Annotated in this window: 24 protein-coding genes and 1 tRNA gene; 14 read left to right on the top strand and 11 right to left on the bottom strand. The window is 64.7% G+C overall.

Translation table 11 applies throughout. The features are described from left to right. Nucleotides 1-4: 4 nt before the first annotated feature. Complete coding sequence (gene uvrB, locus U9970_RS12230) at nt 5-2,011, top strand: excinuclease ABC subunit UvrB (RefSeq protein WP_322764419.1); 2,007 nt, start codon at nt 5-7, stop codon at nt 2,009-2,011. Here the strand turns inward: uvrB and U9970_RS12225 are convergent. Genes U9970_RS12225 through U9970_RS12215 form a run of 3 tightly spaced genes read right to left on the bottom strand, consistent with a single transcriptional unit; the run spans nt 2,008 to nt 5,625 of the window. After that, nucleotides 2,008-3,843: an aspartate kinase gene (locus tag U9970_RS12225; protein ID WP_322764418.1), complete on the bottom strand. Its 1,836-nt coding sequence runs from the start codon at nt 3,841-3,843 to the stop codon at nt 2,008-2,010. The two genes, uvrB and U9970_RS12225, sit on opposite strands and share 4 nt — an antisense overlap. A gap of 57 nt (nt 3,844-3,900) precedes the next feature. Continuing rightward, entirely contained in the window at nt 3,901-4,872 is a 972-nt protein-coding gene (gene holA / locus U9970_RS12220; protein ID WP_322764417.1) for a DNA polymerase III subunit delta, read from the bottom strand. Between the two features lie 9 nt (nt 4,873-4,881). Further along, complete coding sequence (locus U9970_RS12215; RefSeq protein ID WP_322764416.1) at nt 4,882-5,625, bottom strand: hypothetical protein; 744 nt, start codon at nt 5,623-5,625, stop codon at nt 4,882-4,884. 121 nt (nt 5,626-5,746) lie between these two features. On the opposite strand from U9970_RS12215, the gene U9970_RS12210 reads away from it, so the two are divergent. Continuing rightward, on the top strand, nt 5,747-6,436 hold the full coding sequence (locus U9970_RS12210) for a precorrin-8X methylmutase (protein ID WP_322764415.1): 690 nt from the start codon (nt 5,747-5,749) through the stop codon (nt 6,434-6,436). On the opposite strand, the gene mutS is transcribed toward U9970_RS12210, so the two are convergent. The 3 genes from mutS to U9970_RS12195 form a co-directional block, all read right to left on the bottom strand. Beyond that, entirely contained in the window at nt 6,400-9,078 is a 2,679-nt protein-coding gene (gene mutS, locus U9970_RS12205) for a DNA mismatch repair protein MutS (protein ID WP_322764414.1), read from the bottom strand. The genes U9970_RS12210 and mutS overlap by 37 nt on opposite strands. Before the next feature lie 67 nt (nt 9,079-9,145). After that, on the bottom strand, nt 9,146-9,535 hold the full coding sequence (locus U9970_RS12200) for a type II toxin-antitoxin system VapC family toxin (protein ID WP_322764413.1): 390 nt from the start codon (nt 9,533-9,535) through the stop codon (nt 9,146-9,148). Further along, complete coding sequence (locus U9970_RS12195) at nt 9,528-9,743, bottom strand: AbrB/MazE/SpoVT family DNA-binding domain-containing protein (protein WP_322764412.1); 216 nt, start codon at nt 9,741-9,743, stop codon at nt 9,528-9,530. The genes U9970_RS12200 and U9970_RS12195 overlap by 8 nt, the downstream gene beginning before the upstream one ends. A 143-nt stretch (nt 9,744-9,886) precedes the next feature. Between U9970_RS12195 and psbZ the strand changes: the two genes are divergently transcribed. Further along, complete coding sequence (gene psbZ / locus U9970_RS12190) at nt 9,887-10,075, top strand: photosystem II reaction center protein PsbZ (RefSeq protein WP_106632462.1); 189 nt, start codon at nt 9,887-9,889, stop codon at nt 10,073-10,075. 3 nt (nt 10,076-10,078) lie between these two features. Then, nucleotides 10,079-10,558: a 6,7-dimethyl-8-ribityllumazine synthase gene (gene ribH / locus U9970_RS12185; protein WP_322764411.1), complete on the top strand. Its 480-nt coding sequence runs from the start codon at nt 10,079-10,081 to the stop codon at nt 10,556-10,558. 60 nt (nt 10,559-10,618) lie between these two features. Here ribH and U9970_RS12180 read toward each other — a convergent pair whose 3' ends face one another. Further along, nucleotides 10,619-11,104 carry a GNAT family N-acetyltransferase gene (locus tag U9970_RS12180; protein ID WP_322764410.1) on the bottom strand — a complete coding sequence of 162 codons (486 nt, stop codon included), beginning with the start codon at nt 11,102-11,104 and terminating at the stop codon, nt 10,619-10,621. 29 nt (nt 11,105-11,133) lie between these two features. On the opposite strand from U9970_RS12180, the gene rfbA reads away from it, so the two are divergent. The 8 genes from rfbA (at nt 11,134) to U9970_RS12140 (ending at nt 18,423) form a co-directional block, all read left to right on the top strand. After that, nucleotides 11,134-12,018, top strand: coding sequence for a glucose-1-phosphate thymidylyltransferase RfbA (gene rfbA, locus U9970_RS12175; protein WP_322764409.1), 885 nt, complete (start codon nt 11,134-11,136; stop codon nt 12,016-12,018). Next, nucleotides 12,008-12,589 (top strand): dTDP-4-dehydrorhamnose 3,5-epimerase, encoded by a 582-nt coding sequence (gene rfbC / locus U9970_RS12170; protein ID WP_322764408.1) that lies wholly within the window; start codon nt 12,008-12,010, stop codon nt 12,587-12,589. Before rfbA ends, rfbC begins: the two co-directional genes overlap by 11 nt. After that, entirely contained in the window at nt 12,586-13,491 is a 906-nt protein-coding gene (rfbD, locus tag U9970_RS12165; RefSeq protein ID WP_322764407.1) for a dTDP-4-dehydrorhamnose reductase, read from the top strand. The genes rfbC and rfbD overlap by 4 nt, the downstream gene beginning before the upstream one ends. Beyond that, nucleotides 13,488-14,591 (top strand): dTDP-glucose 4,6-dehydratase, encoded by a 1,104-nt coding sequence (rfbB, locus tag U9970_RS12160; protein WP_322764406.1) that lies wholly within the window; start codon nt 13,488-13,490, stop codon nt 14,589-14,591. Before rfbD ends, rfbB begins: the two co-directional genes overlap by 4 nt. Nucleotides 14,592-14,660: 69 nt before the next feature. Next, nucleotides 14,661-17,447, top strand: a complete 2,787-nt coding sequence (secA, locus tag U9970_RS12155; RefSeq protein ID WP_322764405.1) for a preprotein translocase subunit SecA — start codon at nt 14,661-14,663, stop codon at nt 17,445-17,447. Nucleotides 17,448-17,499: 52 nt separating this feature from the next. Beyond that, on the top strand, nt 17,500-17,652 hold the full coding sequence (locus tag U9970_RS12150) for a hypothetical protein (RefSeq protein ID WP_322764404.1): 153 nt from the start codon (nt 17,500-17,502) through the stop codon (nt 17,650-17,652). A 45-nt stretch (nt 17,653-17,697) separates the two neighbouring features. Next, the gene (locus U9970_RS12145) at nt 17,698-18,021 is read left to right on the top strand and encodes a type II toxin-antitoxin system VapB family antitoxin (protein WP_322764403.1); all 324 of its coding nucleotides are present in this window, start codon (nt 17,698-17,700) and stop codon (nt 18,019-18,021) included. 78 nt (nt 18,022-18,099) lie between these two features. Next, the gene (locus U9970_RS12140; RefSeq protein WP_322764402.1) at nt 18,100-18,423 is read left to right on the top strand and encodes a type II toxin-antitoxin system VapC family toxin; all 324 of its coding nucleotides are present in this window, start codon (nt 18,100-18,102) and stop codon (nt 18,421-18,423) included. Between the two features lie 9 nt (nt 18,424-18,432). Here U9970_RS12140 and cysE read toward each other — a convergent pair whose 3' ends face one another. After that, complete coding sequence (cysE, locus tag U9970_RS12135; protein ID WP_322764401.1) at nt 18,433-19,191, bottom strand: serine O-acetyltransferase; 759 nt, start codon at nt 19,189-19,191, stop codon at nt 18,433-18,435. Nucleotides 19,192-19,260: 69 nt separating this feature from the next. Here cysE and U9970_RS12130 point away from each other — a divergent pair. After that, a tRNA-Gly gene (locus U9970_RS12130) sits at nt 19,261-19,332 on the top strand. A 21-nt stretch (nt 19,333-19,353) separates the two neighbouring features. On the opposite strand, the gene U9970_RS12125 is transcribed toward U9970_RS12130, so the two are convergent. From U9970_RS12125 to miaA, 3 genes are all read right to left on the bottom strand, one after another. Continuing rightward, the gene (locus tag U9970_RS12125; RefSeq protein WP_322764400.1) at nt 19,354-20,343 is read right to left on the bottom strand and encodes a GntR family transcriptional regulator; all 990 of its coding nucleotides are present in this window, start codon (nt 20,341-20,343) and stop codon (nt 19,354-19,356) included. Nucleotides 20,344-20,539: 196 nt separating this feature from the next. Beyond that, complete coding sequence (infC, locus tag U9970_RS12120; protein ID WP_322764399.1) at nt 20,540-21,139, bottom strand: translation initiation factor IF-3; 600 nt, start codon at nt 21,137-21,139, stop codon at nt 20,540-20,542. A gap of 35 nt (nt 21,140-21,174) precedes the next feature. Further along, on the bottom strand, nt 21,175-22,095 hold the full coding sequence (gene miaA / locus U9970_RS12115) for a tRNA (adenosine(37)-N6)-dimethylallyltransferase MiaA (RefSeq protein WP_322764398.1): 921 nt from the start codon (nt 22,093-22,095) through the stop codon (nt 21,175-21,177). A 140-nt stretch (nt 22,096-22,235) separates the two neighbouring features. Between miaA and gyrB the strand changes: the two genes are divergently transcribed. Next, nucleotides 22,236-24,206, top strand: a complete 1,971-nt coding sequence (gyrB, locus tag U9970_RS12110) for a DNA topoisomerase (ATP-hydrolyzing) subunit B (protein WP_322764397.1) — start codon at nt 22,236-22,238, stop codon at nt 24,204-24,206. Nucleotides 24,207-24,216: the final 10 nt, after the last annotated feature.

The raw sequence follows: 24,216 nt of genomic DNA, 5'->3' as shown, positions 1-24,216 counted from the left end.
GGGCATGGTTCCGTTTGAACTCCACGCCCCCTACCTACCCAAGGGTGATCAGCCCACGGCCATTGCCGGGCTGGTCCAGGGCGTTGATGGGGGCGAGCGCTACCAAACCCTGCTAGGCGCCACTGGCACCGGCAAGACCTTCACGATCGCCAACGTGATCGCCCAGACCGGGCGCCCTGCTTTGGTGCTGGCCCACAACAAAACCTTGGCGGCCCAGCTCTGCAATGAGCTGCGGGAGTTCTTCCCGAATAATGCCGTTGAATATTTCATCAGCTACTACGACTATTACCAGCCGGAGGCGTATGTGGCTGTCTCCGACACCTACATCGCCAAGACAGCTTCGATCAATGAAGAGATCGATATGCTGCGCCACTCGGCGACCCGTTCGCTGTTTGAGCGCAAAGATGTGATCGTGGTGGCCTCTATTAGTTGTATTTATGGTTTGGGTATTCCCAGTGAATATCTAAAAGCTGCTGTTAAGTTTAAGGTGGGTGAGACTCTCAATCTTCGAGGCTCCTTGCGGGAGTTGGTAAATAACCAGTATTCCCGCAACGACCTGGAAATTTCTCGCGGTCGTTTTCGGGTGCGGGGGGATGTGCTGGAGATCGGCCCGGCCTATGAAGATCGGCTGGTGCGGATTGAGCTCTTTGGTGATGAGGTGGAGGCGATCCGCTACGTGGATCCCACCACCGGCGAGATCCTGCAAAGCCTCGACACAATCAATATTTATCCGGCTAAGCACTTTGTGACGCCAAAGGAGCGGCTGGCGGACGCGATTTCGGCCATCCGCAACGAGATGCGCGAGCGGCTCGATGTACTTAACGGTCAGGGGCGGCTCCTAGAGGCGCAACGGCTGGAGCAGCGCACCACCTACGACCTGGAGATGCTCGAGCAGGTGGGCTATTGCAACGGTGTTGAGAATTACGCCCGCCATTTGGCCGGGCGAGAGGCGGGCACGCCGCCAGAATGCCTGATCGACTATTTCCCCAAAGACTGGCTGCTGGTGGTGGATGAAAGCCACGTCACCTGCTCCCAGCTGCAGGCGATGTACAACGGCGACCAGTCGCGTAAGCAGGTGCTGATTGAGCACGGCTTCCGCCTGCCCAGTGCTGCCGACAACAGGCCGCTCAAGGGTTCGGAGTTCTGGGAGAAGGCCCAGCAGACGATCTTTGTGAGTGCCACTCCTGGTAACTGGGAGATGGAGCAGAGCAGTGGCCAGATTGTGCAGCAGGTGATTCGTCCCACCGGGGTGCTCGACCCGATTGTGGAGGTGCGCCCTAGTGAGGGTCAGGTGGACGACCTGCTCGGCGAGATCCGGGTGCGGGCGGAGAAAAACGAGCGAGTGCTTGTAACCACGCTCACTAAGCGCATGGCCGAAGATCTCACCGATTACTTGGCTGAAAATGGCGTGCGAGTGCGCTACTTGCACTCGGAGATCCACTCGATTGAGCGGATTGAGATCATTCAAGATCTCAGGAATGGTGAATACGACGTGCTGGTGGGCGTGAACCTGCTGCGGGAAGGATTGGACCTGCCCGAGGTATCGCTAGTGGCGATTCTTGATGCCGATAAGGAGGGTTTCCTGCGGGCCGAGCGCTCCTTGGTTCAGACCATTGGCCGGGCTGCCCGCCACATCGAGGGCATGGCCATCCTCTATGCCGACAATCTCACCGATTCGATGGCTAGGGCCATCTCCGAAACCGAGCGTCGCCGCACCATTCAGCACGCCTATAACGTTGAGCACGGCATCACCCCCACCCCTGCGGGCAAGCGGGCCGGCAATTCGATCCTCTCTTCACTGGAGATGTCGCGGCGGCTCAACGACGATCAGCTGGAGGAGGCCACCGAGCAGGCCGAGCACAACAATGTGCCGCTGGATGCTCTGCCGGAGCTCATCCAGCAGCTTGAAGAGAAGATGAAGGGCGCCGCCAAGAACCTTGAATTTGAGGAGGCCGCCAACCTGCGCGACAAGATTAAAAATCTGCGTCAGAAGCTGGTGGGGAGGGCTTAACCAGGCGCCTCGGTCTTGCTAGGTGACTCAGTGCCCTCGGCCCGATGTTGGGCGATGCCACCCAGTGAAAAAGCGGCGTGCACCGCCTGTAGAGCTGCTACACCATCGGTTTCGGCTACGACGCAGCTGGTGCGGATCTCGCTGGTGGCGATCAGTTCGATGTTGATGCCGGCGGCGGCTAGGCAGCGGAACATGCGGGCCGCGGTGCCTGGGGTGAATGGCATACCGGCCCCTACGGCGCTGATTCGGGCTATGGCGCGCCCCTCCTCGAAGCAGGAGCCGGGCCATTGGCGCAGTAGGGGCGCCAGGGTCTGCTGCGCCCGCGTCAGATCGTCGCGTTTAAGCACGAAGCTCATATCGCGGCTTGGCCCGGCATGGGTGCGCTCGGATTGCACGATCGCGTCGAGGCTGATGTTGGCGTCGGCCAGGGTGCGGCAGACGGCCGCGGCGGTGCCGGGGCGATCGGGCAGGCGCCTCACTGCCACCTGGGCCTGATCGCGATCGAGGGCAACGCCGCGAACAGCCGGATCCCCCTGATGGCAGGGCCTGGGATTGCGGCGCAGCTGCTGATCAGGCAGCTCAAAGGCTTCGGCGGCGGCCCGGAAGGCCCGATCCGCCTGGTCTCCAGCCACCAGGCAGCTCACCTTCACCTCGCTGGTAGCAATCAGGCGCAGGTTGATGCCTGAGCGGGCCAGGGTGTCGAACAGCCGGGCAGCTACCCCTGGCCGGCCCATGATCCCGGCGCCCGAGATGCTCAGCTTGGCCAAGCCGGCTTCGGCGCTTAGTTGGGCGCCGCCATCGTTGAGGGTCGCGCCCATGGCGGCCAGCACCTCGCCGCACACCAGCTGGGCCCGGTCGCATTCAGCGGCGGCCAGGGTGAAAGCGATGTCGTTGGAGCTGCCCTCGTGGGTGGCTTGCACGATCAAATCCACGTTGAGACCAGCGGCGCCGAGGGCCTCGAACAGCTGGGCTGCCACCCCGGGCCGGTCGGGCACGTGGGCTAGGGCCAGCACAGCCTGGTCTGTTTCGAGTTCGGCGCCATCCACTGGCTTACCCAGCTCCAGCCCCTCATGGCGAATCGGCCTGGGGGCGCCGCTGGTGAGCAGGGTGCCGGGCTGCTCGCTCCAGCTGGAGCGCACCACTAGGGGCACGCCGTAGTTGCGGGCAATCTCCACCGCCCGCGGGTGCAGCACCGAAGCTCCCAAGCTGGCCAGCTCAAGCATTTCATCGCAGCTCACCTGTGCCATCAGCTGGGCGTCGGCCACCTTGCGGGGGTCGGTGGTCAAAACCCCAGGAACGTCGGTATAGATCTCGCAGGTGTCGGCGCCCAGGGCTGCTGCCAGGGCCACCGCTGAGGTGTCGGAGCCGCCACGGCCCAAGGTGGTGATCTCGGGAGTGCCGCCGGCGCCGCTGCTGGTGCCCTGGAAACCAGCCACCACCACCACCTGGCCATCAGCGAGTAAGCGCCGCAGCCGTTCGGTGCGGATCTCCAGGATGCGGGCGCGGCCATGGGCCGATTCGGTGACGATGCCCGCCTGGGTGCCTGTCATCGACACCGCCGGTACGCCTTCTGCGTGCAGCGCCATCGAAAGCAGGGCGATCGACACCTGCTCGCCGGTGGCTAGCAGCATGTCCAGCTCCCGCTGGGGTGGGTTGCTGCTGATGGCGCGGGCCAGGCCGGTGAGCTGGTCGGTGGTGTGGCCCATCGCTGACACCACAATCACCAGCTCGTGGCCCTGCTCACGGCTGCGGGCGATGCGGCGGGCTACTGCCTGAATGCGCTCCACATCGGCCACCGAGGTGCCGCCAAACTTCTGAACCAGCAGGGCCATGGCAGGGTGCGGCGGTGGGCGTCAGTGAAAGAACGGCTAATTATCCGTCTTGGTCCCTTAGGGGTTGAGCAGGAAGCCATCGCGGAAGGCATCGCCGGCATCACTGCCCCGCTTGAGGGCAGCCTCCACTGAGAGCAGCTGGCTGAGCAGGCGCAGGAATACGGCGGGCTGGCGGCCCCGGATCTGCTTGCGCATCACGTAGATGCGTTTGGGATTGCCGATGCCGGCCGCTTTAGCGATTACCGCTACGTCGCTTTCTCCTTGCTGGTCGAGCAGGGTGACCCAAAGCCAGCCGCGGATCTGGCTACTGAGGGCGGCAACGATGCGCAGGGCCGGTTCGTTGGCCTCCAGCAGGGCATCGAGCCGGGCAATGGCATCGGCTGGCTGGCCAGCCAGCAGGGCATCGCCCACGGCGAGGGAGCTGGTGGCCTGACCCCCCACCAGGGCCTGCACGGCGGCGAGGCTGATGGGATTGGCGTAGAGGCTGAGCTTTTCAAGCTCGCTGGCGAGGCGGGCGCTGTCGTTGCCGATGGCATCGGAGAGGGCTGCAGCTGCGGCTGGCTCGAGCTTCAGCCCCAGCTCCCGGGCCGTGCGGCTCACCAGCTCCACCTGGCCGGCGCCGTCCCAGATCGCTGGCAGGGCAAAGCTTTGCTCGCTGGCCTGGCCAGCCTTCACCAGCTTCTGCAGGGCCTTGGTGGTGCGCAGCCGGGCATCCGGTTTGCCGGAACTGACCAGCAGCAGATGGCAGCCATCCGCCACCTGGGCCAGGGCCGCTTCGAAACGCTCGGCCAGCTCTGCTGGGCACTGGCTGCAAAAGGGACTGCGTTGCAGCACCACCATGCGGCTGCCGGCGCCAAAGGGTGGCGTGCGCGCCTCCTCGAGGGCCTGGGCCGCCTGGCCGGCGTCGTTGCCATCGAGGCGGCTGAGGTTGATGGTGGCCCAGCTGGGATCCACCTGCGCCTGCACCAGCGCTTCGACAGCACGGTTGCGGGCAGCCTCGTCGTCGCCCCAGAGCAGGTGAATGGGCATGGGCGCGGCTTAGATCCGCAGGGCGCTGAGCACCGGATGCAGCCCAGTCTGGGCCAGGGCCGGATGGTCGGTGACTAGCACCACTGCGCCGGACTGGATGGCAGTGGCAAGTTCGATGGCGCAGCTGTCGTCGAGCTGGGGTTCCTGGCGGCGCAGACGCACGGCCGCAGCAGCGATGGCGCCATCGCTGGGGATCAGTTGCCAGTGGTGGGGATTCTCGAAGGCCTGGATGTAGCGCTGGGCCAGGGCCTCGTCGCCCCGGGCCAGGGGCCCCTCGAGCACCCGCATCAGGCTCAAGCTGCTAACAACCCCAATCCAATAGCCAGCCCCTATTCCCTGCATCAGTGGCTCGAGGTGTTTGCCGGCGCCCTTGGCGTCTGCCAGAAAGGCCACCAGCGCGGTGCCATCGAGGGCGATTCGGGAGCCGTGGGCTAGCAGGCGGGGGTTGAAGGCTTCTTGGTGGGGCAGGTTCTGTACAGGTTGTACAAAAGCTGGCGGTGGTGGTGCTGGCCGGGCTGGTTGGCGTTGCTGGGGATCCCAGCAGCCCCTGCCGCTGCCTTGTAGGGCCATCAGGCTCTGGATTTGCCGTTGGCGCAGCAGGGGATCAATCGGTGCCCGCCCTGCCAGCGGCACCAGGGCGGCCATGGGGGTGCGGTGGCGCTGGATCACGATTCGTTCGCCGGCCGCCGCTCGCTCCAGCAGTTCCGGTAGGCGGCGCCTGGCCGATTCGACGCCCATGGTGGTGTCAGGCATGGGTGTGCACGAATCTGTACAGACCTTACAAGCTGTACAACCTGTACAGAATCAAGGACAGCGCTGCTGGTGATCTATGCACCGCTGCTCAGAAATGCACTGCTCAGAAATGAATCGAGCCATGAGTAATGCTGAAACTGCGGCCTTTCGCGGAGTGCCTTCCCTGGATCACCCGATTTTTTGCGAGAGCTTGCGGCTGATCCGGCAGTTGCCGGGCACGGCGGCGGCGCTGGCGCCGCTCAGCCCCCTGCAGCAGGACGTGTTGCTGCGCCTGATTCACAGCAGCGGGGATCCGGGCCTGGCGGCCGATCTGGTTTGCCCTGCAACCGCCTGCGAGGCCGGCTTGGCGGCCCTGGCTGCTGGGGCGCCGATCCTTACGGACACGGCAATGGCTGCCGCGGCGGTGGCGCCGATGGCTCGGCGCACCTTCGCCAATCAGGTGCGCAGCGTGCTCGATTGGGCCCCCGCCGCGGCCCCGGAGGGTTCCACGCGCACGGCGGCCGGGATGGCGGCGGCGCTGGCAGCGTTACGCCCGGGCCTGGTGTTGATCGGCAGCGCTCCCACGGCCCTGGAGGTGCTGCTGGAGCTGGTGGCCTCAAAAGCGGTGCCGGCGCCAGCTCTTGTGATCGGCATGCCGGTGGGGTTTGTGGGGGTGGCCCAGAGCAAGCGTCACCTGGCTGAGAGTGGCCTGGTGCATATGCGGCTCGAGGGCTCCAAGGGCGGAGCCGGACTGGTGGCTGCGGCCTGCAACGCCCTGCTGCGCTCTGCCTGGCTTCAGGCGGCGAGTGCGCCGCCCCCTTTGATCTCCTGATTCACCCGCACGACGCTGTTGGCTTCGATGCGGCCCAGCACCTGGCGGGCCCGCAGCACCACCGCGGCGGGCACGCCGGCCAGACGGGCGGCCTCGATGCCGTAGCTGCGGCTGGCGCCGCCGGGGGCTACTTGGTGCAGGAACACCAGGGCGTCGCCGGTTTCCTGCACCAGCACCTGGGCGTTGGCGACGTTGGGCAGCTGGCCTGCGAGGGCGTTGAGTTCGTGGTAGTGGGTGGCGAAGATCGAGCGGGCGCCGATGCCGCCGCGCTCCGGGGGGGTGGCCAGGTGCTCGGCCACGGCCCAGGCGATCGAGAGGCCATCGAAGGTGGCGGTGCCGCGACCGATCTCGTCGAGCAGCACCAAGGAGCGCTCGCTGGCGTGGTGAAGGATGTTGGCGGTTTCGGCCATTTCCACCATGAAGGTGGATTGGCCGGCCGCCAGGTCGTCGCCGGCGCCGACGCGGGTGAAGAGACGATCGGCGATGCCGAGGCGGGCGGAAGTGGCTGGGATCCAGCTGCCCATCTGGGCCATCAGCTGCAGCAGGCCGGTTTGGCGCAGGTAGCAGCTCTTGCCGCTGGCGTTGGGGCCGGTGAGGATGATCAGGTCGGGGGTGCCACCTAGCACCACACTGTTGGCGGTGAAGGGTTCCTCCACCAGCAGCTGCTCCACCACCGGGTGGCGGCCTGCTTCGATCTGCAGCAGGCGGGCCTCTGGACTGGCGGGGTCGGTGATCTCGGGGCAGCAGTAGCCGCTGGTGGCGGCCACCTCGGCCAGGGCGGCGATCGCATCGAGCTCGGCCACCAGCCGGGCGGCGTGGCGGATGGCGGCGGCCTGCTCGCCCACCTTCACCCGAAGGGCGCAGAACAGCTCGTATTCGCGCTGGGCGGCGCGGGCCTTGACCTGCTGGATGGCGCCCTCGCGGTTGCGCAGGGCCGGGGTGACGAAGCGCTCCTCGTTGGCCAGGGTTTGGCGGCGGATCCAGTGCTGTGGCACCGCCGCCGCCTTGGCCTTAGACACCGCGAGGAAGTAGCCGAAGGTGCGGTGGTACTGGAGTTTGAGGCTGGTGAGGCCGCTGAGCCGGCGCTCCTCGGCTTCCTGCTGGGCCAGCCAGGCGTCCTGGTCGTCGAGCTGGTTGCGCAGGTCGTCGAGGCTTGGATCGACGCCGTCGTGGATCAGGCCGCCATCGGTGAGCGATAGGGGTGGGGTGTCGAGCAGGGTGTGGCGCAGCTCGCCGGCCAGGCTTTCGAGCTCGGGCCAGGGGCGGGCCAGGGCCTGCAGCGGCGCGCTGCTGGCTTGGGCGAGCTGGGCGGCGAGTTGGGGCAGGCGCTCGAGACCATCGGCGAGGGCCACCAGATCCCGGGCCGAGGCGCTGCCGGCGCCGGCGCGGCCGGCCAGGCGCTCCAGGTCGCCCATGGGCCGCAGCAGCCGGCGTAGGGCTAGCCGCAGGCCGCGGTCGGCCACTAGCTCACTCACCCCCCTCTGGCGCTCCAGGATCGCGGGGCGCTCCACCAGCGGCGCCAGCAGCCAGCGGCGCAGGCAGCGGCCGCCCATGGCGGTGTGGGTGCGATCCAGCGCCCAGAGCAGGGAGCCATGCACGCTGCCGCCTAGCTGGGTTTTGGTGAGCTCCAGGTTGCGGCGGGTGGCGGCATCGAGCACCAGCTGATCGCCGGCGTGCCAGGTGGTGGGCGGATCCAGCGGCACTTGCTGCTCTTGCAGGGTGCTGTCGAGGTAGGCCACCAGGCCGCCCGCCGCCCGCAGGGCCAGCGGCGCTTCGCCGAGCCCCAGGCCAGCAAGGCTGGCCAGGCCGAAGCGCTGCTTGAGGGTGGCGGATGCTTCCGGTGCCTCAAAGGGGGTGCGGGGCAGGGGCGTCAGCCGCAGGGCCTCGGGGCACCAGGTGGGGCTGGCGCTGGGATTGGCGGGCCAGAGCACCTCGGCGGCCTCCACCTGCAGCAGCTCCTGGTGCAAGCCGGCGCTGCCGGTCCGCTCGGTGACCCGGAATTCACCGGTGCTGACATCGGCCACCGCCAGGCCCCAGCACGCGCCCTCCAGCACCACGGCGCAAAGCCAGTTGTTGAGGCGGGCCGCCAGCAGGCCCTCTTCAAGCACCGTGCCGGGGGTAAGCACCCGGGTGATGCCGCGCTTGAGCAGTTCGCCTTTGGCCGCGGTGCTTTCCAGCTGGTCGCAGAGGGCGACGCTGAGGCCGCGGCGCACCAGTTCAGCGCAGTAGCGCTCGGCGGCATGGTGGGGGATGCCCGCCATCGGCACCCGACCGAGCGCCTTGCCGGCCTCCTTGCCGGTGAGGGTCAGCTCCAGCAGGCGCGAGAGGGTGATGGCGTCTTCGAAGAAGCACTCGAAGAAGTCGCCGAGGCGGTAGAGCAGCACCCGATCGGGATGGGCGGCCTTGAGCTCCACGTAGTGACGCAGCATCGGCGTCAGCTGCTCGGCTGCCACCAGGCTGTGGTGGTGCCAGGGGGGTAGGTCGGAGTCTGGGCTTGGGCTGGGGGCCGGTGGAGAGGCTGGGGCGGCTTGGCGCTGACGGCTGCGGGGCCGGCTTGGGCCGGGCTCGGGAGCGGGCTGGGGCTCTTCGGCCAGGCCCAGGGCGGCGGTGAGCGAAAGCTGTTGTTCGGCTTCCGCGGCCACGGCGATGGGGTTGCTCAGGGGGGAGCCGATGGTAAGTGCGCTGGCCTGACCAGTTCTGCCGGAATGTTCAGCTTTTTTTGGGAATGAACTCCACCTCGGGAATTCCCTCGAAGTCGGCGTCCTGGGTGAGCAAGGTGGCCTGGTGGGCCAAGGCGGTGGCCAGCATCACGCTGTCAGCGAGCGGCAGCTTCCACTGCAGTCCCAGTTGGGCTGCCTGTAAAGCCAGCGCGGCATCCAGAGCAATTTCTGTGCCCTGACGCATCAGGGCGATCGCCTGAACGGCGGGTCCCTCGCCGTGCTGACGCAGCATCCAGCGATACACCTCAAGCAAACTCAGGCTTGGCACCACCAGGCCCTTCGGCTGCTCGATGGCCAGGGCGAAGCAGCTGGCATTAGGGCCATCGGTGAAATATTCGATCCAGCCTGATGAATCCACTAGCCAGAGCCTTTCAGTCATGGCCGAGTTCGCGATCCAGGTCGCGGTCGAAGCTGTTAGGCCCGGCCACGAAGCCCCGCAAGGTGCCAGGTGCTGCCACGGGCACCAGCTCGATCCGGCCTGGTAGCGGCACCACCTGTAGCTTCTGCCCTGCCTTCAGACCCATCTGCTCACGGACGCCGCGGGGGATGACAACCTGAAACTTCGGCGACACCGTGGTGACATCCATGGCCCATCGATCACACTTGCGTACAACGTAGGCCTGATCGATCTTTTTGGGGGCTGGCATCGAGTTGTGAAGCAACGGTGCTGGAGCCCTAGGCCTGCGTGTGAGAATCTCGCAACCGATCGGCGTGTAGCCGCTGCTAATCCATGCAGATCCTCAACACCCTCACCGTTTTGGCTCTGGTGGTGCTGTCGTTCGCCTTGATTGTGGCGGTGCCGGTGCTGTACGCCAGCAGTGAAGATTCAGGACGCTCCAATCGCCTGATCCTGCTTGGCGGACTCGCGTGGGTGGCCCTGGTGCTGCTCAACTGGGGTATGAGCATCTTTGTGGTCTGAAGCGTGGCGATTTTTGAAGGGCGGTTCACCGATACGGCTGGTCTGCGTATTGCAGTGGTGGTTGCCCGTTTCAATGACCTGGTGACTGGCAAGCTGCTGAGCGGCTGTCTCGACTGCCTCTTGCGCCACGGTGTCGACACCAGTGATGCCAGTGCCCAGTTGGATGTGGCCTGGGTGCCCGGCAGCTTTGAGATCCCCCTGGTGGCCCAGCGCCTGGCGGCCAGTGGTCGCTACCAGGTGGTGATCACCTTGGGCGCTGTGATTCGCGGCGACACCCCCCACTTCGATGTGGTGGTGAATGAGGTGAGCAAAGGCGTGGCAGCGGTGGCCCGCGACACCGGCGTGCCGGTGATCTTTGGGGTACTCACCACCGACACCCTGCAACAGGCCCTAGAGCGGGCCGGCATCAAGAGCAACCTGGGCTGGAACTACGGCTTGCAGGCCCTGGAGATGGGCAGCTTGATGGCGGCTATTCCCGACTAAAAGTGCCGGGCCGACGTCGTTTCCGCTGCCTCTCGGAATGCTGGTGGTGCTGTTACGACCCTATCCGGTCGAAACCCTTGAGCCCCCTGAAACTCCTTGTTTAACCAGTAGGGCCTGGGGGGCTGCATCACGGAAGCCCAGCTGCTCGTAGAAGCCGGCGCTGTTGGTGGTCATTAGGTAAACGCGCTCGACGCCCCGCAGGGCTGGCGCGGCCAGCAGGGCCTCCACCACTCGGCGGCCGAGGCCCTGGCCGTGCAGGTCGCCAGCCACCACCACATCCCAGAGCACGGCGCGGTAGATGCCGTCGCTGCTGGCCCGGCCGAATCCCACTAGCCGCTTGCCCTTCCACAGGCTCACCACCACTCTGCTGCCGGCGAGTAGGCGGCGTAGATCTGCAAAGCTGCGCCTCTGGGCCCAGAAGGCGTGCTTGTTGAACAGACGCTGCAGCTTCCCTAGGCCGCGGCTGGGTCGCAGCCCTGGGCCGAGGCCGAACCAGCGCAGGCCAGGGGCGCCAGGGGCGTGGATTAGGAGGCGCAGTGCTGCCATGGCAGCATTCTCCCAGCGGAGCGTTCCCTATGACCCGTAAGGGAATTATTTTGGCCGGAGGCAGCGGCACTCGGCTGCATCCGATCACCCAGGCGGTGAGTAAGCAGCTGCTGCCGGTGTACGACAAGCCGATGATCTATTACCCGCTCAGTACGTTGATGCTGGCTGGAATTCGGGAGGTGCTGGTTATCAGCACGCCCCATGATTTGGCATCTTTTGAGCGTTTGCTGGGAGATGGCAGCGCTTGGGGCATGGATATTCGCTATGCCGTTCAGCCGAGTCCGGATGGTTTAGCTCAGGCTTTTTTGATCGGTGCTGATTTTTTAAGTGGCTCTCCGGCGGCACTGGTGCTGGGCGACAACCTCTTCCACGGCCACGATTTGATTCCCCAGCTGCAGGCCAGTAATGGCGAAGGGGATGGAGCCACGGTGTTTGCCTATCCGGTGCGCGATCCCGAGCGCTACGGGGTGGTGGAGTTTGCGCCAGACGGCCAGGTGCTGAGCCTGGAAGAGAAGCCAGCGCAGCCCCGTTCGCGCTACGCGGTGACCGGTCTTTACTTCTACGACGACTCTGTGGTGGAGCGTGCTCGCCATATCCAACCGTCGCCACGGGGCGAGCTGGAGATCACCGATCTCAACCGCCAATATCTAGATGAGGGGTTGCTGCGGGTGGAGCTGATGGGCCGGGGCATGGCTTGGCTGGATACGGGCACCTGCGACTCGCTGCATGAGGCAGCCAGCTACATCCGCACCTTGGAGCACCGCCAGGGCCTGAAGGTGGGCTGCCCGGAGGAGGTGGCCTGGCGTCTGGGCTGGATCAGCGCTGAGCAGCTCGCGGCCCTGGCCGCCCCGCTGCGCAAGAGTGGCTACGGCGACTATTTGCTGCAATTGCTTGAGGTCTCCAATGCAGGTTGAGCAGCTGAGCACAGCCTCCGGTGTGGTGATTGAGGGTCCGCTGCTGATCACGCCCCAGATTTTTGGCGATGGGCGGGGCTTTTTCTATGAGAGTTGGAACCAGCGCCGCTTTGATGAAGCAGTGGGCTGCTCCACCACCTTTGTGCAGGACAACCATTCGCGCTCTTGCCGCGGGGTATTGCGCGGCCTGCACTACCAGCTGGAGCCCGAACCCCAGGGGAAACTGGTGCGCTGCCCGGTGGGTGTGATTTTTGATGTGGCGGTAGACCTGCGCCGCAGTTCCGCCACTTTTGGCCAGTGGGTGGGAGCGGAGCTCAGCGCTGACAATCAGCAGCAGCTGTGGGTGCCGGTGGGCTTTGGCCACGGCTTCCTAACGCTGAGCGAGAGCGCTGAGGTGCTCTACAAGGCCAGCGGCTACTGGAGCAAGAGCTGCGAGCGCTCCCTGCGTTGGAACGACCCGGATCTCGCCATCGCCTGGCCCCTGGGCGGCATGGAGCCTTTGCTGGCGCAGAAGGATGCTGATGCCCCTGAGCTTGCGGCAGTGATGGCGGCTGGGGAGGTATTTGCGTGAAGGTGCTGCTCACCGGCGCTGCCGGCCAACTTGGCCAGGCGCTGCGCCAGCAGGTGCCTGCGGGAGTGGAGCTGATCGCCACCTGCCGCAGCGGCGGCGATGGCTTGCTGGCCCTGGATCTGGCTGAGGCCGGCGCCTGTCGCGCAGCCATACGTGATCACCGCCCCGATTGGGTGCTCAACGCCGGCGCCTACACGGCGGTGGACAAGGCCGAGAGCGAGCCAGAGCTGGCCTTGGCGGTGAATGGCGGCGCGCCGCGGGCCTTTGCTGAGGCGCTGCTGGAAACGGGTGGACGCTTGCTGCAGGTGAGCACTGATTTTGTGTTTAACGGCAGCCAGGGCAGCCCTTACCGCCCCGAGCAGAGCCGCGATCCCCTGGGGGTCTACGGCAGTAGCAAGGCCGCTGGAGAGGAAGCGGTGGAGCAGCTACTGGGCCCCGCTGCTGGCGGCGCAGGGGCAGGGCGGGGAGTGATTTTGCGCACCAGCTGGGTGATGGGGCCGGTGGGCAAGAACTTTGCCCTCACCATGCTGCGGCTGCACCGGGAACGCCAGCAGATCGGCGTGGTGGAAGACCAGGTGGGTTGCCCCACCAGCACCCATACCCTGGCGGCGGCTTGCTGGCGGGTGATCAGCGCTGGCATTAGTGCGCCGGTGCTGCATTGGAGCGATGCGGGAGCCGCTAGCTGGTTTGACGTGGCTGTGGCAGTGGGCGAGTTGGCTCAGGAGCTGGGGCTCTTGGAGCAGCCAGCTCTTGTGAATCCGCTCACTACGGCGGAATATCCACTGCCGGCCCAGCGGCCCAGTTACTCGCTGCTGGATTGCTCCAGCAGCCGCAAGGCCCTTGGCCTGGCCCCCACCCCTTGGCGGCAGGCGCTGCGTCAACTTCTCGTAACTCTCCAATGACCCACCCACCCGACGTTTCAGCGCTCCTGGCCGGCCGCCGCCGCATCCTGGTGACCGGTGGGGCCGGCTTTATCGGCGGGGCGATGGTGCGGCGCCTGCTGAGCGAAAGCGAGGCGTTGGTGTTCAATCTCGATAAATGCGGTTACGCCAGCGACCTCACCAGCATCGAGGCGCTGCCCCAGGCGGCAGCACGCCACCAGCTCCTCAAGGTGGATCTCACCGATGCGGCGGCCACGGCGGCGGCGGTGCAGCAGGCCGATCCTGACCTGGTGCTGCACCTAGCGGCCGAGAGCCACGTGGACCGCTCGATCGAGGGGCCGGGGCCCTTTATCGAGAGCAATGTGAGCGGCACCTTTCAGCTGCTGCAGGCGGTGCGGGCCCACTGGGAAGGTCTGAGCGCTGAGCGCCAGGCGGGTTTTCGTTTTCATCACATCAGCACCGATGAGGTGTTCGGCTCGCTTGGGGCTACGGGGCGCTTCTCGGAGACCACCCCCTACGACCCCCGCAGCCCCTATTCAGCGAGCAAGGCGGCCAGTGATCACCTGGTGAGCGCCTGGCACCACACCTATGGCCTGCCGGTGGTGCTCACCAACTGCTCCAACAACTACGGCCCCTGGCAATTCCCCGAGAAGCTGATTCCGGTGGTGATCCTCAAGGCCGCTGCCGGCGAGCTGATTCCGCTTTATGGCGATGGGCAGAACGTGCGCGATTGGCTCTATGTGGAAGATCACGTGGATGCGCTGCTGCTGGCGGCAACCCAGGGGCAGCTGGGCCGCAGCTACTGCGTGGGAGGCCATGGGGAGCGCACGAACAAAGAGGTGGTGGAAGCGATCTGCAGTGCGCTCGATGACCTGCTGCCCGCTGGTGCCCCCCACAGCCGCCTGGTCACACCGGTGACGGATCGCCCTGGTCACGACCGGCGGTACGCGATTGATCCAACCCGAATCAGCAGCGAGCTGGGCTGGCAGCCGCGCCACAGCTTTGAGGAGGGTTTGGCAGCAACGGTGCGCTGGTATCTGGAGCACCACAGCTGGTGTGGGGCTGTGCGCGAGCAATGCGGTTATCGCGGTGCTCGCCTGGGCCTTATTTCTGGTGGCTGATCACGGTTCAGCTTTGTTGGCCTTCTGTGCTGCTCAGTAGGCTGAGCGAAGCGCTGATTAGCTCTCTCCATGCTCAAGCTCCTGCTGGGTGATCCCAATGCCCGCAAGCTGAAGCGCTACCAGCCGATCGTTTCTGACATCAATCTGCTCGAGGAGGAGATCGCCCCCCTCTCTGACGACGAGCTGCGAGGCCTCACCGGTGAGTTTCGCCAGAAGCTGGAGCAGGTGGCCGGCAACGCCGCCAAGGAGCGGGCCCTGCTCGATGAGCTGCTGCCCCAGGCCTTCGCCGTGGTGCGCGAAGCGGGTAAGCGGGTGCTGGGCATGCGTCACTTCGACGTGCAGCTGATCGGCGGCATGGTGCTGCATGACGGCCAGATCGCCGAGATGAAAACCGGCGAGGGCAAAACCCTCGTGGCCACCCTGCCCGCCTACCTCAACGCCCTCACCGGCCGCGGCGTGCACGTGGTGACCGTGAACGACTACCTGGCCCGCCGTGACGCCGAGTGGATGGGCCAGGTGCACCGCTTCCTAGGGCTATCGGTGGGCCTGATCCAGCAGGAGATGGCGCCAGCAGCCCGCCGCGCCAACTACGCCTGCGACATCACCTACGCCACCAACAGCGAGCTGGGCTTCGACTATCTGCGCGACAACATGGCCAGCGACATCGCTGAAGTGGTGCAGCGCCAGCCCAACTACTGCGTGATCGACGAGGTCGATTCGATCCTGATCGATGAGGCCCGCACGCCGCTGATCATCTCCGGCCAGATTGAGCGCCCCCAGGAGAAATACCGCCGCGCCGCCGAGGTGGCTGAGCTGCTGGAGCGCTCGGCCGAGCTGGGTAAAGACGGCATCGACCCCGAGGGCGACTATGAGGTCGACGAGAAGCAGCGCAATGTGACCCTCACCGACGAGGGCTACGCCAAGGCTGAGCAGCAGCTGGGAGTGAGTGATCTCTTCAACCCAGAAGACCCCTGGGCCCACTTCATTGGCAATGCGCTCAAGGCCAAGGAGATGTTTGCCCGAGACGTGAACTACATCGTGCGCAATGGCGATGCGGTGATCGTTGATGAATTCACCGGCCGGGTAATGCCAGGGCGGCGCTGGAGCGACGGCCTGCACCAGGCGATTGAGGCCAAGGAGCAGCTGGAGATCCAGCCCGAAACCCAAACCCTCGCCTCGATCACCTACCAAAACTTCTTCCTCCTCTACCCGCGCCTGGCCGGCATGACCGGCACCGCCAAAACCGAAGAGGTGGAATTCGAGAAGACTTACAAACTCGAGGTGGCAATCGTGCCCACCAACCGGGTGCGCTCCCGCTCCGATTGGACCGACCAGGTGTACAAAACGGAAACTGCCAAGTGGCGCGCCGTCGCCCTGGAAACCGCTGAGGTGCACAAGGGTGGCCGCCCGGTGCTGGTGGGCACCACCAGCGTGGAGAAATCGGAGCTACTCAGTGCCCTGCTGGCTGAGCAAGAAATCCCCCACAACCTGCTCAACGCCAAACCCGAAAACGTGGAGCGGGAAGCCGAGATCGTGGCCCAAGCAGGCCGGGCCGGCGCCGTGACCATCGCCACCAACATGGCGGGCCGCGGCACCGACATTATCCTCGGCGGCAACAGCGATTACATGGCCCGCCTCAAGCTGCGCGAGGTGCTGCTGCCCAAGCTGGTGCGTCCCGAGAATGAGCACCGGCCCATCCCTTCGGCGAAGGCCGTGCGTGAGGCCCGCAGTTTGGGGAGCCTCTATCCCTGCAGCCTCAGCGAAGCTAGCGAGCAAGAGCTGGGCGCCCTCGCCAAGGCTCTTGTAGGGGAATGGGGCGACCGGCAGCTCACCCTGCTGGAGCTGGAAGATCGCATCGCCCAGGCAGCCGAAAAGGCCCCCAGCGACGACCCCCAGATACAGGCCCTGCGCGACTGCATCGCCCAGGTGAAGGCTGAATACGACGCCGTGGTCAAGCAAGACGAGCAGCAGGTGCGCGAGGCCGGTGGCTTGCACGTGATCGGCACCGAGCGCCACGAATCCCGCCGCGTCGACAACCAGCTGCGCGGCCGCGCTGGCCGTCAGGGAGACCCAGGCTCCACCCGCTTCTTCCTGTCGCTGGAGGACAACCTGCTGCGCATCTTTGGCGGTGACCGAGTGGCCGGGCTGATGAATGCCTTCCGAGTGGAGGAAGACATGCCGATCGAATCGGGCATGCTCACCCGCTCGCTGGAAGGAGCCCAGAAGAAGGTCGAAACCTACTACTACGACATCCGCAAGCAGGTATTTGAATACGACGAAGTGATGAACAATCAGCGTAAAGCCGTTTATACCGAGCGGCGGCGAGTGCTGGAGGGTCGGGAGCTCAAGGCCCAGGTGATCGGCTACGGCGAGCGCACGGTGGAAGACATCGTGGAGGCCTATGTAAACCCCGAGCTACCACCCGAGGAGTGGGATCTCAGCCGCCTGGTGGATAAAACCAAGGAGTTTATTTATATCCTGGAAGATCTCACCCCAGATCAGCTGCAGGGTTTAGGGGTGGAGGAGCTCAAGGCCTTCCTACAGGAGCAGCTGCGCAATGCCTACGACATCAAAGAAGGCCAAGTTGAGCAGCAGCGCCCTGGCCTGATGCGCGAAGCGGAGCGCTACTTCATCCTCCAGCAGATCGACACCCTCTGGCGCGAGCACCTACAAGCCATGGATGCCCTAAGGGAATCGGTGGGCCTGCGCGGTTATGGCCAGAAAGACCCCCTGATTGAATATAAAAATGAGGGCTACGATATGTTCCTCGAGATGATGACCCAGATGCGCCGCAACGTGATCTACTCGATGTTCATGTTCCAGCCGGCGCCGGCACCCCAGGGGGCGACTGCTTGAGCTGATGGCAGCTGCGAGAGAGATTGGAATTGCGATGTCTGGAAGAGAACAGGTGACCAACCAGTGCACTCCTGCAGCTCACATCGGCACAGCGGCTCTTCCTGGGATCCCCGAGCGCTTTGCCCAGCTGCTGCTGCATCAGCTGGATGCCGAGGTGCTGGCCCATGTGCATCGCGTTGGACCCTGCATCTGGAAGCGCCATTGACGCTTTCGCAAGCACGCTGGTTGTGATCGGATCAGGAAATGCGATGTGGCCAAGGCCCATCTGGGCAGAATTAGGCTGGATTTCTACCCAGGTGTAGCCATGGGCATGAATATCAAGGATCCGCAGGTTCATGCCATGGCGAGGGAGCTGGCCGCCCGCCGCTCCACTTCCGTCACCGATGCCGTGCGCCAGGCACTGCGCGCGGAGCTTGAGAGAGCAGGCCGGGAGAGCGATCTTCACGGTGCGCGGGCTCGTCAGCAGCGGGCGCAAGAGCTGTTGGATCGCTTCAGCAGGCTCTCCTGGCCGGCAGGGGTGACCAGCAAGGATCTGCAGGATGCGCTCTACGACGAGCACGGTTTGCCTGTTTGAGGTTCCCCTAATGGTTGTTGATACATCAGCCCTGGTGGCGATTCTCAAGGTGGAGGCTGATGCGGCGGAGCTTCTCCTTTGTCTCAGCGAGGCCCCAAGCGCGTTGATCAGCACCGCCCCTTGTTTGAAGCCCAGATGGTGGTGTGCAGCCATCTGGGGGAGGCTGTTGGCTTGCCGGAACTGGAGTTGCTGTTGAGTCGCGCCAATGTGCAGACAGTGGCTTTTGAACGGTCGCATCTTCACTGGGCCCTCCAGGGCTGGCGCCAGTTCGGCAAGGGCCGCCACCGGGCCGGCCTCAACCTGGGCGATCGCTTCAGCTATGGCCTGGCCGTGGCCCTCGACCTGCCGCTGCTGTTTAAGGGCGACGACTTCGCCCACACTGATGTAAAAGTTGCCCTGTGAAACTGGCACTCAGCTGTTGATGCCAGGGTTATCGCCCAAGAATTCCAGGATTTCGCGGTCTTTTAGGTTTTGAGCGGCCCCGGTGCAGGGCTCCAGCAGGGGGCGGCCTGCAGCCAGCTCCCGCAGGCAGCCTTGGGTTCGGGCTAGTTCCATTTCCAGAACGTCGATGCGCTCCATCAGGTTGCGGATCACATTGGCTTCCGTGTCTGGCAGGGCTGAGTGGGCCAGGGGGTCGATGCGCACCCCGCTCTGATGGATTACCCGGCCCGGTATGCCCACCACCGTGCTGTCGGCCGCCACATCGCGCAGCAGCACCGAGCCGGCGCCGATGCGAGTGTTGGCACCCACGGTGATCGCACCCAGCACCTTGGCGCCAGCCCCCACTACTACGTTTTCCAGCAGGGTGGGATGGCGCTTGCCGTGGGCCTTGCCTGTGCCGCCCAGGGTGACGCCCTGATACAGCAGGCAGCGATCGCTGATCACGGCCGTTTCACCGATCACCACGCCCATGCCGTGGTCGATGAACACTCCGTGGCCGATCCGGGCTCCGGGGTGGATTTCAACGCCGGTAGCCAGTCGCCCCAGCTGGCTTAGCAGCCGAGCTACCAGGGGCAGGGGCGGCAGCCGTTGGCCCCACAGCCAGTGGCTGAAACGATGCAGCGTCAGGGCGTGCAGCCCCGGATAGCAGAGCAGGATTTCCAGCGTGCCTCGGGCCGCAGGATCTCGCTGCTTGATGATCGCCAGGTCGGCCTGCAGTGCCTTGAGCATGGCCCCAGTTTGACCGAGGGGCCCCCCGTCATGCATGATTCCAAAGTCGCGGCTCTGCCGCCGGCGTCTGCGGATGTAGCTCAGTGGTAGAGCATCTCCTTGCCAAGGAGAGGGTCGAGAGTTCGAATCTCTTCATCCGCTTGATTCAGCTGGCCATTCGGTTCATGTAGCCAGTAAGCCGATCTCTTTGCGCAGGCTATCGATGGTGGCTGTGCCCAGGTAGCTCTGCGCGCAGTGCACCACCGGCATCCGTATCAGCTGGGCCCTGTTCTGGCGCAGGCTCTGTTCCACCAGCGGCAGGCTGGGGCGGTCGCAGAGCACGTGGCTGGCGGCCCGCAGCAGGGCCAGCAGGCGGCTGCCCGTGTCGGGGTTGGCGGTCATCACCAGTAGCTCGTTGCCGCGCATGCTGTGCAGGATCACCTCGGCGGCCCGCAGGATCCCCGGGCTGATGCTCACCAGGCCCACGCAGCTGCCTTGACGCAGCTCCTTGAGTAGGTCGAGCTCGTGGCGAAAATCGTTGAGATCAACGGCTACCGCCCGCACGCCATGCTGCTTGGCAATCTCTTCCACCGGCTGCAGGAAGTAGCGGCTGGTCACAACCGTGCCGTTGTTGGATTCGCTGAGCACCGCCGCCAGCTCCTCCATTGGCACCACCTCCACCGGCACCTCGAGGCTGGGGTTGAGCTCCTCGGCGATCAGCATCGAAGCGCCGATGTCTTCCCGGGGAGTGCTGACCAGCACCCGGGCGCCGCAGCGAAGGCGCCAGTCGATCTCGCGGGTGAGCAGGTCGCGGCCCTGCTGCAGGGTGCAGCCGGCATTGAGCAGGCCATCGACGCTCTGGCGCACCTGGCGGTCGATGTCCGGCAGGAGCTTGCCCCTGGGGCCCGGGGGCGGCTTGATTTCCCGGGGCTTTTGCTGGTCGCGCACGTAGATGCCCGACCCTGCCATCGCCTCAACGACGCCGTCGGTTTCCAGCTGGCGATACACCTTGCTGATCGTGTTGCGGTGCAGGCCGGTTTGCATCGCCAGCTGCCTGGTGCTGGGCAATCGGTGCCCCGGCGGGTAGTGGCGGGCCGCAATGGCGAAGCAGATCTGGTTGTAGAGCTGCGTCGACGCCGGGATGTCGCTTTCCTGCTGGATGTGGAATCGCACGCCGGGGTTGGGCCAATTGGGCTGGTGGCCACCATAAGGACGCTTGGCCCTGGGGACAATCCCCCCGTTGGCATACGCGCGTGTGCCGGTTGGGCTTGGTGCGGCTTGAGCGGTGTGCGTTGGCGGCGCTCCTGAATTCTGTACAGCCTGTACAAAACTCTGGACACAAGCTCAATGCCCCTCCGCTCCCGCTGCCTCAGCCCGCTGCCTCAGCTGCGGCGGCAGGCTTGACATTGCCCTTGGGAGCAGCGGCCTTGCGGGGGCTGAGGAACATGATCATGTTGCGACCTTCCCGCTTGGGGGGCTGCTGGATCTCGGCGTTGTCCTCGAGGTCCTTGGCCATGCGGTAAAGCAGCACTTCGGCTAGGGCGGTGTGCTGGATTTCGCGGCCGCGGAAGATCACGGTGCACTTCACCTTGTCGCCGTCCTTAAGGAAGCGCTGCGCCTGACCGATCCGCACCTGGTAGTCGTGCGAGTCGATTTTGTAGCGCATCTTCACCTCTTTTACTTCCGTCTGGTGCGACTTCTTCTTGGCTTCTTTGGCCTTCTTTTCCTGTTCAAACTTGTATTTGCCGTAATCCATGATCCGGCACACCGGCGGATCGGCCTTCTCGCTCACCAACACCAGATCGAGCTCGCGGTCCTTGGCCACTTCAAGGGCCTCCTCGCGGGTGATCACCCCCAGTTGACTGCCATCGGCATCCACCACCCGCAGGTTGGGGTAGCTGATGCGGTCGTTGATGTTGGGCAGCTCCCGCACGGGAGCACGGCGGTCAAAACGGGGACGTGGAGGCATTCAGGGGTGTGAAGGATCGCGAAATCGCTAACGCTTCACCCTAGTCCGCGCTCGACCACTTGCAACGCCTGGGCCAACTGCCCCTCGGTGCTGCGCTCCTCCAGCCAGATCGGGGCATGGCGCCGCCTAAACCAGGTGCGCTGCCGTTTGGCGAATTGGCGGGTGCGCTGCTCGCAAAGGGCGATCGATTCAGTTTCGCTGAGATCGCCGGCCAGCTGCTGCTTCGCCTCGGCATAGCCGATGGTGTTGAGCAGGGGCAGCTCAGCCCCGTAGCGCTCGATCAGGGCTTCGGTTTCAGCCACCAGCCCCGCAGCAAATAGGCCCCGGGTGCGGCTGGCGATGCGAGCTGTTAGGTCGGTGGGGTTTAGGCCCAGCTCCAGCACCCGCCAGGGCGGTGGCGTGGCTCCTTGCTGGCTGGAGAGGGTTCGCCCTGTGGCATAAAGCACCTCCAGGGCCCTTTGGGTGCGCACGGCATCGGCGGGGGCGATGCGGGCGGCAGCCACCGGGTCGCCCTGGCGCAGCAGCTGGTGGCAGAGGGGCTGGCCAAGGGCTGCCAGCTGGGCGCGCAGCTGGGGTTGGGGTGGCACCGCTGGGGGCTCCAGCCCCTGGGTGAGGGCCTGTAGGTAGAGGCCGCTGCCGCCAGCCAGCAGGGCCAGGGGTTTGCGGGCAAGCTCGCCGTTGAGCTGGGCCTCGGCGATCGCCCGAAACTCCTGCAGGTTGATCGGCTGGTCGGGATCGCGCAGATCCAGCAGCTCGTGGCGCGCCTGCCCCCTCTGAGCGGCCGTGGGCTTGGCGGTGCCCACGTCCATCTGGCGGTAGAGCTGGCGCGAATCCACGTTCAGCACCGCCAGATCGAGGGCCTGGGCCAGGGCGATTGCCAGGTCCGTTTTGCCGCTGGCCGTGGGGCCCAGCAAGACGATGACGAGGGGTTGGCCTGCGGACTCAGTGGGGCTCATGGGTCCACCTTGCCAGGGGGTGTCAGCCCGGGTCGGCGGTGGTAAATTGCTTATTGCAAAAGGGCTTTTGGGCTCGTTTGCGCCTTACTTGCCCCGGGATCTCGCCGTCCTGTGCCGAATCCCTGGGGAGACCTTCCTGCATGAGCGCTGAAAGCCAAGCTTCCACAAAAATTCAGGCCGCCTATGGCGCCGAGCAGATCCAGGTTCTGGAGGGCCTGGAACCGGTTCGCAAGCGGCCGGGCATGTACATCGGCACCACCGGCCCCCGCGGCCTGCACCATTTGGTGTATGAGGTGGTCGACAACGCAGTGGATGAGGCCCTAGCCGGCCACTGCGACCAGATCCTGGCGGTGCTCAACGACGACGGCTCTTGCGCCGTCACCGATAACGGCCGCGGCATCCCCACCGATATCCACCCCCGCACCGGTAAGAGCGCCCTTGAAACCGTGCTCACGGTGTTGCACGCCGGCGGCAAGTTTGGCTCCGGTGGCTACAAGGTTTCTGGGGGCCTGCACGGCGTTGGCGTGTCGGTGGTCAATGCCCTCTCCGAGTGGGTTGAGGTCACGGTTTACCGCCAAGACCAGGTGCACACCCAGCGCTTTGAGCGCGGTGCCCCGATTGGCATCCTGCAATCAGCCCCTGGGGAGAAGGGCCGCACCGGAACATCGGTGTGCTTCAAGCCCGATATCGAGATTTTCTCTACCGGCATTGAGTTCGACTACCAAACCCTCTCTTCGCGTTTGCGCGAGCTGGCCTACCTCAATGGTGGGGTGAGGATTGTCTTCCGTGACGACCGCGCTGCAGCCCGCAATGCCGCTGGCGAAGCCCATGAGGAGATCTATTTCTACGAAGGCGGCATCAAGGAATATGTCGCCTACATGAATAAGGAGAAGGATCCTCTCCACCCCGAAATCATCTACGTCAACCGTGAAAAGGAAGGCGTACAGGTGGAAGCGGCACTGCAGTGGTGCGTGGATGCCTACTCAGACAGCATTCTTGGCTTTGCCAACAACATCCGCACCGTCGATGGTGGCACCCACATCGAGGGCCTCAAAACGGTGCTTACCCGCACCCTCAACACCTTTGCCAAAAAGCGTGGCAAGCGCAAGGATGCCGATACCAACCTGGCTGGCGAAAACATCCGCGAGGGCCTCACCGCGGTGCTATCTGTGAAGGTGCCCGAACCGGAATTTGAGGGTCAGACCAAAACCAAGCTGGGCAATACGGAAGTTCGCGGCATTGTTGACACGCTGGTTGGGGAAGCCCTCAGTGAATATCTTGAATTCAATCCCTCGGTGATCGATCTGATCCTCGAGAAGGCGATTCAGGCCTTCAATGCTGCCGAAGCTGCTCGCCGCGCCCGCGAGCTGGTGCGCCGCAAGAGCGTGCTCGAGAGCTCGACCCTGCCTGGCAAGTTGGCAGACTGCTCCTCCCGCGACCCGTCCGAGTCTGAGATCTACATCGTGGAGGGCGATTCTGCAGGTGGCTCAGCCAAGCAGGGGCGCGACCGCCGCTTCCAAGCAATCCTGCCATTGCGGGGCAAAATTCTCAACATCGAGAAAACAGACGACGCCAAGATTTATAAAAATACCGAGATTCAGGCGTTGATTACAGGATTAGGTCTGGGGATCAAGGGCGAAGAATTTGACGAGAAAAATCTGCGCTACCACCGGATCGTGATCATGACCGACGCCGACGTCGACGGCGCCCACATCCGCACCCTGATTCTCACCTTCTTCTTCCGCTATCAGCGGGCCCTAGTTGAAGGTGGCTACATCTACATCGCCTGCCCACCCCTCTATAAAGTGGAGCGGGGCAAAAATCATACCTACTGCTACAACGAAGACGATCTCAAGAAAACGATCGCATCATTTGGTGAAAAGGCGAATTACACGATCCAGCGTTTCAAGGGCTTGGGCGAAATGATGCCCAAGCAGCTATGGGAAACCACCATGGATCCCACCACTCGCATGATGAAGCGAGTCGAGATTGAAGATGCCCTCGAAGCCGATCGCATCTTCACAATCCTGATGGGCGACAAAGTGGCCCCGCGGCGGGAATTCATCGAAGCCCACAGCGCCACCCTCGATCTGGCCCAGCTCGACATTTGATGGCATGCAC

It is taken from the genome of Cyanobium usitatum str. Tous (assembly GCF_963920485.1).
Taxonomy (GTDB): domain Bacteria; phylum Cyanobacteriota; class Cyanobacteriia; order PCC-6307; family Cyanobiaceae; genus Cyanobium_A; species Cyanobium_A usitatum_A.
The sequence above is the reverse complement of the archived record's forward strand: the minus strand, read 5'-3'. Positions and strand labels throughout refer to the sequence as shown.

What these genes read in the sequence shown, in the direction of transcription:
- miaA (WP_322764398.1), bottom strand. Translation starts at nt 22,095, where the DNA reads ATGAGCCCCACTGAGTCCGCAGGCCAACCCCTCGTCATCGTCTTGCTG.
- gyrB (WP_322764397.1), top strand. Translation starts at nt 22,236, where the DNA reads ATGAGCGCTGAAAGCCAAGCTTCCACAAAAATTCAGGCCGCCTATGGC.
- holA (WP_322764417.1), bottom strand. Translation starts at nt 4,872, where the DNA reads ATGCCCATTCACCTGCTCTGGGGCGACGACGAGGCTGCCCGCAACCGT.
- U9970_RS12225 (WP_322764418.1), bottom strand. Translation starts at nt 3,843, where the DNA reads ATGGCCCTGCTGGTTCAGAAGTTTGGCGGCACCTCGGTGGCCGATGTG.
- U9970_RS12195 (WP_322764412.1), bottom strand. Translation starts at nt 9,743, where the DNA reads ATGGATGTCACCACGGTGTCGCCGAAGTTTCAGGTTGTCATCCCCCGC.
- U9970_RS12215 (WP_322764416.1), bottom strand. Translation starts at nt 5,625, where the DNA reads ATGCCTGACACCACCATGGGCGTCGAATCGGCCAGGCGCCGCCTACCG.
- secA (WP_322764405.1), top strand. Translation starts at nt 14,661, where the DNA reads ATGCTCAAGCTCCTGCTGGGTGATCCCAATGCCCGCAAGCTGAAGCGC.
- infC (WP_322764399.1), bottom strand. Translation starts at nt 21,139, where the DNA reads ATGCCTCCACGTCCCCGTTTTGACCGCCGTGCTCCCGTGCGGGAGCTG.
- U9970_RS12180 (WP_322764410.1), bottom strand. Translation starts at nt 11,104, where the DNA reads ATGGCAGCACTGCGCCTCCTAATCCACGCCCCTGGCGCCCCTGGCCTG.
- U9970_RS12210 (WP_322764415.1), top strand. Translation starts at nt 5,747, where the DNA reads ATGAGTAATGCTGAAACTGCGGCCTTTCGCGGAGTGCCTTCCCTGGAT.
- U9970_RS12200 (WP_322764413.1), bottom strand. Translation starts at nt 9,535, where the DNA reads ATGACTGAAAGGCTCTGGCTAGTGGATTCATCAGGCTGGATCGAATAT.
- cysE (WP_322764401.1), bottom strand. Translation starts at nt 19,191, where the DNA reads ATGCTCAAGGCACTGCAGGCCGACCTGGCGATCATCAAGCAGCGAGAT.
- uvrB (WP_322764419.1), top strand. Translation starts at nt 5, where the DNA reads ATGGTTCCGTTTGAACTCCACGCCCCCTACCTACCCAAGGGTGATCAG.
- psbZ (WP_106632462.1), top strand. Translation starts at nt 9,887, where the DNA reads ATGCAGATCCTCAACACCCTCACCGTTTTGGCTCTGGTGGTGCTGTCG.
- rfbA (WP_322764409.1), top strand. Translation starts at nt 11,134, where the DNA reads ATGACCCGTAAGGGAATTATTTTGGCCGGAGGCAGCGGCACTCGGCTG.
- rfbB (WP_322764406.1), top strand. Translation starts at nt 13,488, where the DNA reads ATGACCCACCCACCCGACGTTTCAGCGCTCCTGGCCGGCCGCCGCCGC.
- rfbC (WP_322764408.1), top strand. Translation starts at nt 12,008, where the DNA reads ATGCAGGTTGAGCAGCTGAGCACAGCCTCCGGTGTGGTGATTGAGGGT.